The organism is Sphingomonas flavalba (assembly GCF_004796535.1).
Taxonomy (GTDB): Bacteria; Pseudomonadota; Alphaproteobacteria; order Sphingomonadales; family Sphingomonadaceae; genus Sphingomonas_L; species Sphingomonas_L flavalba.
Window position 1 is genome coordinate 186044 of sequence record NZ_SPHY01000005.1, and the last position, 6483, is coordinate 192526.

A 6483-nucleotide genomic window follows, 5' to 3' on the forward strand; every position below is an offset into this window, starting at 1 on the left:
TGCCTGACGCAAGCGGCGTGATAGGTGAATCCCGCCGCTTGCTCCAGATTTATGTCGCGGCATCGCTTTTTCGGAAAAGACCGGCCTTCGCTGCTCCGCACGACGCCCTAATAGCCAGACCGGCCGCGCACCTGTCCAGTCCGGCCGTCGACGTCGACCCAGATGACCTGGCCGCCGCGCAGGAATTTCAGCCGGTAATTGCCGCTCGCCGAATCGAATTCCGGCCCGATGTAGGTGGAACCGGGCATGCGCGGGACGATGCGCCCTTCGATTTCGCGCAGCGAGCGGACCTGACCGTGGACGCGGGCGCGATATGCCTCGTACTGGTCGCCGCGGCGGGCGCGCATCGCTTCATAGGGGTTGCGCCGTTCCGGCATCGGATAGGCGGCATCGGGATCGCCGCGCCCGTCCGGCCGCCGGGCATTGTCCGGGTTGCCGCGCCGGGCGCGATAGACTTCGTACAGGCTGCCGCGCGGCCGGATGTCGCCGCGCCGGGCCTCGCCCTCCTGCGCGCCGCGCGACTGCGCCGCCGCCGGCGCGACCGTTACGGTCAGGCCGGACGCCGCCAGCGCCGCCAGGGCAAGATGCGTCGAAATCCTCATTTCGCCGACCGCCATAAGCAGCAAGGCTTGAATAGGCCATGAATGTGGCGAGTCAGCCGAAAGTGCGAGCCGACGGGGTGACGGAACGCGCCCGAGCGACTATCGGGCAGCGGCGATGGCGGCACCGATCCTCTCCTACGAAGGCCTTGGCCTGATCCAGGGCAGCGGCTGGCTGTTCAGCGCCCTGGACATCCACATCGGCCCGCGCGACCGGCTGGCGCTGATCGGCCGCAACGGCGCCGGCAAGACGACGCTGCTGCGCCTGCTTGCCGGGCAGATCGACGCCGATGCCGGGCGGCGGACCATCGTGCCGGGCACCCGCGTCATCCTGCTCGAACAGGATCCGCCGGTCGCCGCTCACCCGACGCTGCGTGATTTCGCCCTGTCCGGGGCGGACGCGCCGGAGCGCCACGCGGTCGAGGCGATCGCCGACCAGATCGGCCTGGACCTCGGCCGCCCGGCGGCGACGGCAAGCGGCGGCGAGCGGCGCCGCGCCGCGATCGCCCGCGCGCTGGCGCAGGAGCCGGACGTGCTGCTGCTCGACGAGCCGACCAACCATCTCGACCTGATGGCGATCGACTGGCTGGAGGGCTGGCTGAACCGATTCGCCGGCGCCTTTCTGGTCATCAGCCACGACCGCACCTTCCTGACCCGGCTGACCCGATCGACGCTGTGGCTCGACCGCGGCAGCATGCGCCGCGCCGAGATCGGCTTCGGCGGGTTCGAGGCGTGGATGGAGAAGGTCCATGCCGAGGAGGCACGCGCCGCCGAGAAGCTGGACGCCAAGCTGAAGCTGGAGCTGCACTGGCTGGAGCGCGGGGTTACCGCCCGGCGCCGCCGCAACCAGGGGCGGCTGGAAAAGCTGAACCAGATGCGGGCGCAGCGCGCGGCGATGCTCGGCCCAGCCGGCACCGCCGAGCTGGCGGCGGCAAGCGACGATGTGAAGACCAAGTCGGTGATCGTCGCCGACAAGGTCAGCAAATATTTCGGCGAGGGGGCGGAACGCCGCACCGTCATCCGCGACTTCACCCTGCGGATCCAGCGCGGCGACCGGATCGGCATCGTCGGCGCCAACGGCGCGGGCAAGACGACGCTGCTGCGCCTGCTGACCGGCGAGCTGGCGCCGGACGAGGGCAGCGTGACCCTGGCGCGGACGCTGGACGGCATCGTCATCGACCAGCAGCGCAGCCTGCTGGAGCCGCAGAAGCGGGTGCGCGACATACTGGCCGACGGCGGCGACTGGATCGACGTGCGGGGGACGCGCAAGCACATCCAGGGCTATCTGAAGGATTTCCTGTTCGCGCCGGGGCTGGCCGACGCGCCGGTCGGGACGCTGTCCGGCGGCGAGCAGTCGCGGCTGCTGCTGGCGCGCGAGTTCGCCCGCGCCTCCAACCTGCTGGTGCTTGACGAGCCGACCAACGACCTCGACCTGGAAACGCTCGACCTGTTGCAGGAGGTGATCGCCGATTATGACGGGACGGTGCTGATCGTCAGCCATGACCGCGATTTCCTCGACCGGACGGTGGCGCTGACGCTGGGCCTCGACGGATCGGGCAAGGTCGACATCGTCGCCGGCGGCTATGCCGACTGGGAACGGCGGCGGGCGCCGGCGGCGGAACAGCGCAAGCCGGCAGCTGCGAAGGCGCCGCCCGCGCCGCCGCGCACCCCGGCGACCAAGCTCAGCTACAAGGACCAGCGCGATTACGACCTGCTGCCGGCGCGGATCGAGGCGATCGAGGCGGCGATCGCCCGAGACGAGGCGGCGCTGGCCGACGCCGACCTCTATGCGCGCGATCCGGCGCGCTTCGCCGCGCTGACCGAGGCGGTCGCCGCCGCCCGCGCCGAGAAGGACGCGGCCGAGGAACGCTGGCTGCTGCTCGCCGAGCAGGTCGAGGCGCTGGGGTAGGGTTCGTCCCGTTCAAGCGGCACCGGTCCGCCTGAAGCGGACAGACTCCAGGGTGCTCAGCCCTTTGCGGCGCGGCGGCGGCGGGCTGGTTTCGGCGGCGCGTCGGGGTTGCCGGTTTCGGCGCTGCGTTCGAGCGCGGTCTTGATCATCGCCAGCAGCGGATCGGCGAGCATCAGGCCGAGCAGGCCGAGGACGCTGCCGACCAGCACCTGCCAGCCGAGCGTCAGCGCCGGCGGCATGTCGACCGTCTTGCGCGCGACCAGGGGGATGACGACGTAGCCGTCGAAGGTCTGGACGACGAAATAGGTGCCGATCGCCCACAGGCCGGTATCCAGCCCGGCGCTGAACCCGACGGCGACCATCAGCACCCCGCTGACGAACGCGCCGATATTGGGAATGAAGGCAAGGATGCCGGTGATGATGCCGAGCAGCAGCGCCATCGGCACCCCACCGATCGACAGCACGATCCAGATCAGCACCCCTTCGAACAGCATGCCGAACAGCCGCCCGGCGAGCAGCCGGCGCAGCACCAGCGCCATATGGTCGAGGGTGCGGCTGAACTCGACCCGCGATTCGCGCGGCACCAGCCATTCAAGCCCCTGGCCGTAGGCGCGCGGCTCCATCGCCACGAACAGGCCGATGGCGAGGATCATCACCGCGCTGCCGATCGCGCCGGCGGCGGTGCCGACCCAACTGGTCAGCCGACCGATCGACCCCATCGCCTGCTGCGCCAGGCCGGACAGGTCGGCTTTGCCGGCGGGCAGCAGGCCGGTGCCCGACAGCCAGTTGAAGAAGCGCACCGCCTGCTCCTGGACGACGGCGCTCAGCTCGCTCGCCTGCGCGGTGATCTCCACCCCGGCGAGAATCGTCGTGCCGGCGATGAACAGGGTGACGGCGAGGGTGACGATCAGCAGCCGCCAGCCGCGCCCGATCGGCAGCACCCGGCCGACCAGCCGGACGCCGCCGTCGAGCATCGACGCCAGCACCAGCCCGGCGAGGATCAGCATGATCGGCTGGATCAGCAGCACGACCAGCGCGAAGCCGACGATCAGCGACAGCCAGACCAGCGCGCGCTTCACTTCGAAGCGCAGCGCCGGATCGGCCATTTCAACGGGGCCCGGCCCCTGTGGCGGAAGGGCCGGCTGGTCGCTCATTTGCCGCCTTCGTCCGGGTGGAGGCTTGTCCCCGCCCGGCCGGAGCGTAGCGAGGTGATCCAACTGATCGGATTGAACAGCACGGTGTCGCCGTCGAGCGAGAAGGTGATGAACTCGGCGCGGCCGCCGAGATTCTCCCACGGCACCGGCCCGCCCAGCCCCATGTCGGCGATCGATACGCGGCTGTCGGCGCTGCGGTCGCGGTTGTCGCCCATCACGAACACGTTGTCGCGGGGGATGGTCAGCGCGGCGAAATTGTCGGTCGGCCCGTCGCCGAGGTCGATCGTGTCGTAGCTGCGGCCGTTGGGCAGGGTTTCCCGTACGATCGGCAGGCGGCAAAACTGCTTGCCGTCGGGCTGGGTGACCAGCCGGCCGGGGAACTGGATGTCGCTGCACGGCGCGTTGGTGTCGACCGGGATCATCGCGTCGGTGCGTCGCGTCCGCTTCACCGGCACGCCGTTGATGATGAGCGTGCCGCCGCGCATTTCCAGCCGGTCGCCGGGCAGGCCGACGACGCGCTTGATATAGTCGACCCGCTCGCCGGGCGGCGAGATGATGACGACGTCGCCGCGTTCCGGCAGCCGCCCGAACAGCCGGCCGGGGAAATAAGGCAGCAGGTGGAAGGTCGGCGAGACGAACGACCAGCCATAGGGGTATTTCGACACGACCAGCCGGTCGCCGACCAGCAGCCCCGGCATCATCGATTCCGACGGGATGTAGAACGGCTTGGCGACGAAGCTGTGGAAGGTGAACACCGCCAGCACCAGCCAGAATATGCCCTTGATCTCACCCCACCAGTCGGTGCCCTTCTTCCCCTTCCGGTCGGTGGGGGCGGGCGTCGTGGTGTCGCTGTTCGAATCGCTCAAGCGATTCCCTCCTTCGGCACGGCCTCGATGATGACGAAAGCCTGTGCCCAGGGGTGATCGTCGGTCAAGGTCAAATGAATCCGGGCCTCATAGCCCGGCGGGATCAAGGATTGGAGCCGTTCTTTCGCGCCCCCGCTCAAGGCCAGCGTCGGCGCCCCGGACGGGGCGTTGACGACGCCGATGTCGCGCATGAACACACCGCGCCTGAAGCCGGTTCCCACCGCCTTCGAAAATGCCTCCTTGGCGGCGAAGCGCTTGGCGTAAGTGCCGGCGCGGGTCAGCGGCCGGCGCGCCGCCTTTGCGCGTTCGGCATCGGTGAACACCCGCTGCTCGAACCGCGCGCCGAACCGGGCGAGCGAGGATTCGATCCGCGCGATGCTGCACAAATCCGAGCCGACGCCGACGATCACCGCGCTTCGGCCATCAGCGCCTTCATTCGCGCGACGCTGGTCGCGAGGCCGGTGAAGATCGCCTCGCCGATCAGGAAATGGCCGATGTTCAACTCGACGATCTGCGGGATCGCAGCGATAGGGATCACCGTATCGAAGGTCAGGCCGTGGCCGGCGTGGACCTCTATGCCGTTCTTGGCGGCGAGGGCGGCGGCGTCGGCGAGCCGGCGGAGTTCCGCCGCGCGGCCGGCGCCGTCGAGATTGGCGTAGCGGCCGGTGTGCAGTTCGACGACCGGGGCGCCGAGCGTCATCGCGGCGGTGATCTGATGCGGGTCCGGCTCTATGAACAGGCTGACGCGGATGCCGGCATCGCGCAGCGCGGCGACCACCGGGGCCAGTGCCGCTTGCTGGCCGGCGACGTCCAGTCCGCCTTCCGTCGTCCTCTCCGCCCGCTTCTCGGGGACGATGCAGGCGGCGTGCGGGCGGTGGGCCAGCGCGATCGCCAGCATTTCGTCGGTCGCCGCCATTTCCAGGTTCAGCGGCAGCGCGATGTCGGCCATCAGCCGGGCGATGTCCGAGTCGGTGATGTGGCGCCGGTCCTCGCGCAGATGGGCGGTGATACCGTCGGCACCGGCACCGGCGGCGACCACCGCGGCGGCGACAGGATCGGGGTGGGCGCCGCCGCGCGCGTTGCGGATCGTCGCGACGTGATCGATGTTGACGCCCAGCCGCAGGGTCATGCCGCGCGGCTCCCCGGCTTGGTTGCCGGGATCGCCGCCAGTTCCGGCGGCAGCGAGTCGGCGGCGTAGCTCGGCACCGACAGCCGGATCAGCGGATAGAAAGGCACGCCGAGGTCGGCGGCGCCGTCCGACCGGTCGACCAGGGCGCCGGCGGCGACGACTTCGCCGCCCGCGCGGCGGATCGCGGCGATCGCCTCGCGCGAGGATAGGCCGGTGGTGACGACGTCCTCCATCATCAGCACGCGCTGGCCCGGGGCGAGGCGGAAGCCCCGGCGCAGCGCGAACACGCCGTCCGGCCGTTCAAGGAACAGCGCGTCGACGCCGAGCGCCCGGCCCATTTCATGCCCGATGATGATGCCGCCCATCGCCGGGGAAACGACGATGTCGATCGCCGAACGCAGCGCCGCCGGCAGCTTTTCCGCCAGCGCGGACGCCAGCCGCGCGCCGCGCGCGGGGCTCATCAGCACCCGCGCGCATTGCAGGTAGCGCGGGCTGCGCAGGCCGGACGACAGGATGAAATGACCCTCGAGCAGCGCCTCCGCGGCCCGGAATTCCGCCAATATCTCCTCGTCGGTCATGCCCTTTGCCTTGTCATTCAGCGCGGCCGCCCTGATAGGGTCGGCGGCGCCGTGGCGCAATGGCCGGAAAAAAGGCGCCAAGATGCTTGAGACAGCGGGACGGCGAGCATATAAGCCCGGCATCTTGCTCGAGGATCAGGGTCCAAGGGCCGCACGCCCGCGTGCGGCCAAGCCGGGGTAAAAGACAGAATATCATGACCAAGCTCACGCCGTTCCTGCTCGCTTTCGGTCTTGTCGCGGCCTCTGCC

The 6483-nt window shown here is 70.0% G+C and carries 7 protein-coding genes; 1 reads left to right on the plus strand and 6 read right to left on the minus strand.

The window, feature by feature from the left end:
* Positions 1-107 precede the first annotated feature (107 nt).
* Complete coding sequence (locus E4A53_RS14880; RefSeq protein ID WP_239018180.1) at positions 108-602, minus strand: hypothetical protein; 495 nt, start codon at positions 600-602, stop codon at positions 108-110.
* A 115-nt stretch (positions 603-717) separates the two neighbouring features.
* Here E4A53_RS14880 and E4A53_RS07370 point away from each other — a divergent pair, with 115 nt between their 5' ends.
* Positions 718-2508: an ABC-F family ATP-binding cassette domain-containing protein gene (locus tag E4A53_RS07370; protein ID WP_136162436.1), complete on the plus strand. Its 1791-nt coding sequence runs from the start codon at positions 718-720 to the stop codon at positions 2506-2508.
* A 56-nt stretch (positions 2509-2564) separates the two neighbouring features.
* Here E4A53_RS07370 and E4A53_RS07375 read toward each other — a convergent pair whose 3' ends face one another.
* Genes E4A53_RS07375 through pyrE form a run of 5 tightly spaced genes read right to left on the minus strand, consistent with a single transcriptional unit; the run spans position 2565 to position 6235 of the window.
* Positions 2565-3662, minus strand: coding sequence for an AI-2E family transporter (locus tag E4A53_RS07375; RefSeq protein ID WP_136162437.1), 1098 nt, complete (start codon positions 3660-3662; stop codon positions 2565-2567).
* On the minus strand, positions 3659-4528 hold the full coding sequence (gene lepB, locus E4A53_RS07380; protein WP_136162438.1) for a signal peptidase I: 870 nt from the start codon (positions 4526-4528) through the stop codon (positions 3659-3661). The genes E4A53_RS07375 and lepB overlap by 4 nt, the downstream gene beginning before the upstream one ends.
* A complete protein-coding gene (acpS, locus tag E4A53_RS07385; protein WP_136162439.1) occupies positions 4525-4938 on the minus strand; it encodes a holo-ACP synthase in 414 nt (137 codons plus the stop codon). Before acpS ends, lepB begins: the two co-directional genes overlap by 4 nt.
* On the minus strand, positions 4935-5657 hold the full coding sequence (locus E4A53_RS07390; RefSeq protein WP_136162440.1) for a pyridoxine 5'-phosphate synthase: 723 nt from the start codon (positions 5655-5657) through the stop codon (positions 4935-4937). Before E4A53_RS07390 ends, acpS begins: the two co-directional genes overlap by 4 nt.
* Entirely contained in the window at positions 5654-6235 is a 582-nt protein-coding gene (pyrE, locus tag E4A53_RS07395; protein WP_136162441.1) for an orotate phosphoribosyltransferase, read from the minus strand. Before pyrE ends, E4A53_RS07390 begins: the two co-directional genes overlap by 4 nt.
* Positions 6236-6483 lie beyond the last annotated feature (248 nt).

Excerpts from the sequence above, each read along its gene's own strand:
- E4A53_RS14880 (WP_239018180.1), bottom strand. The coding sequence starts at position 602 with ATGAGGATTTCGACGCATCTTGCCCTGGCGGCGCTGGCGGCGTCCGGC.
- E4A53_RS07370 (WP_136162436.1), top strand. The coding sequence starts at position 718 with ATGGCGGCACCGATCCTCTCCTACGAAGGCCTTGGCCTGATCCAGGGC.
- E4A53_RS07375 (WP_136162437.1), bottom strand. The coding sequence starts at position 3,662 with ATGAGCGACCAGCCGGCCCTTCCGCCACAGGGGCCGGGCCCCGTTGAA.
- E4A53_RS07390 (WP_136162440.1), bottom strand. The coding sequence starts at position 5,657 with ATGACCCTGCGGCTGGGCGTCAACATCGATCACGTCGCGACGATCCGC.
- pyrE (WP_136162441.1), bottom strand. The coding sequence starts at position 6,235 with ATGACCGACGAGGAGATATTGGCGGAATTCCGGGCCGCGGAGGCGCTG.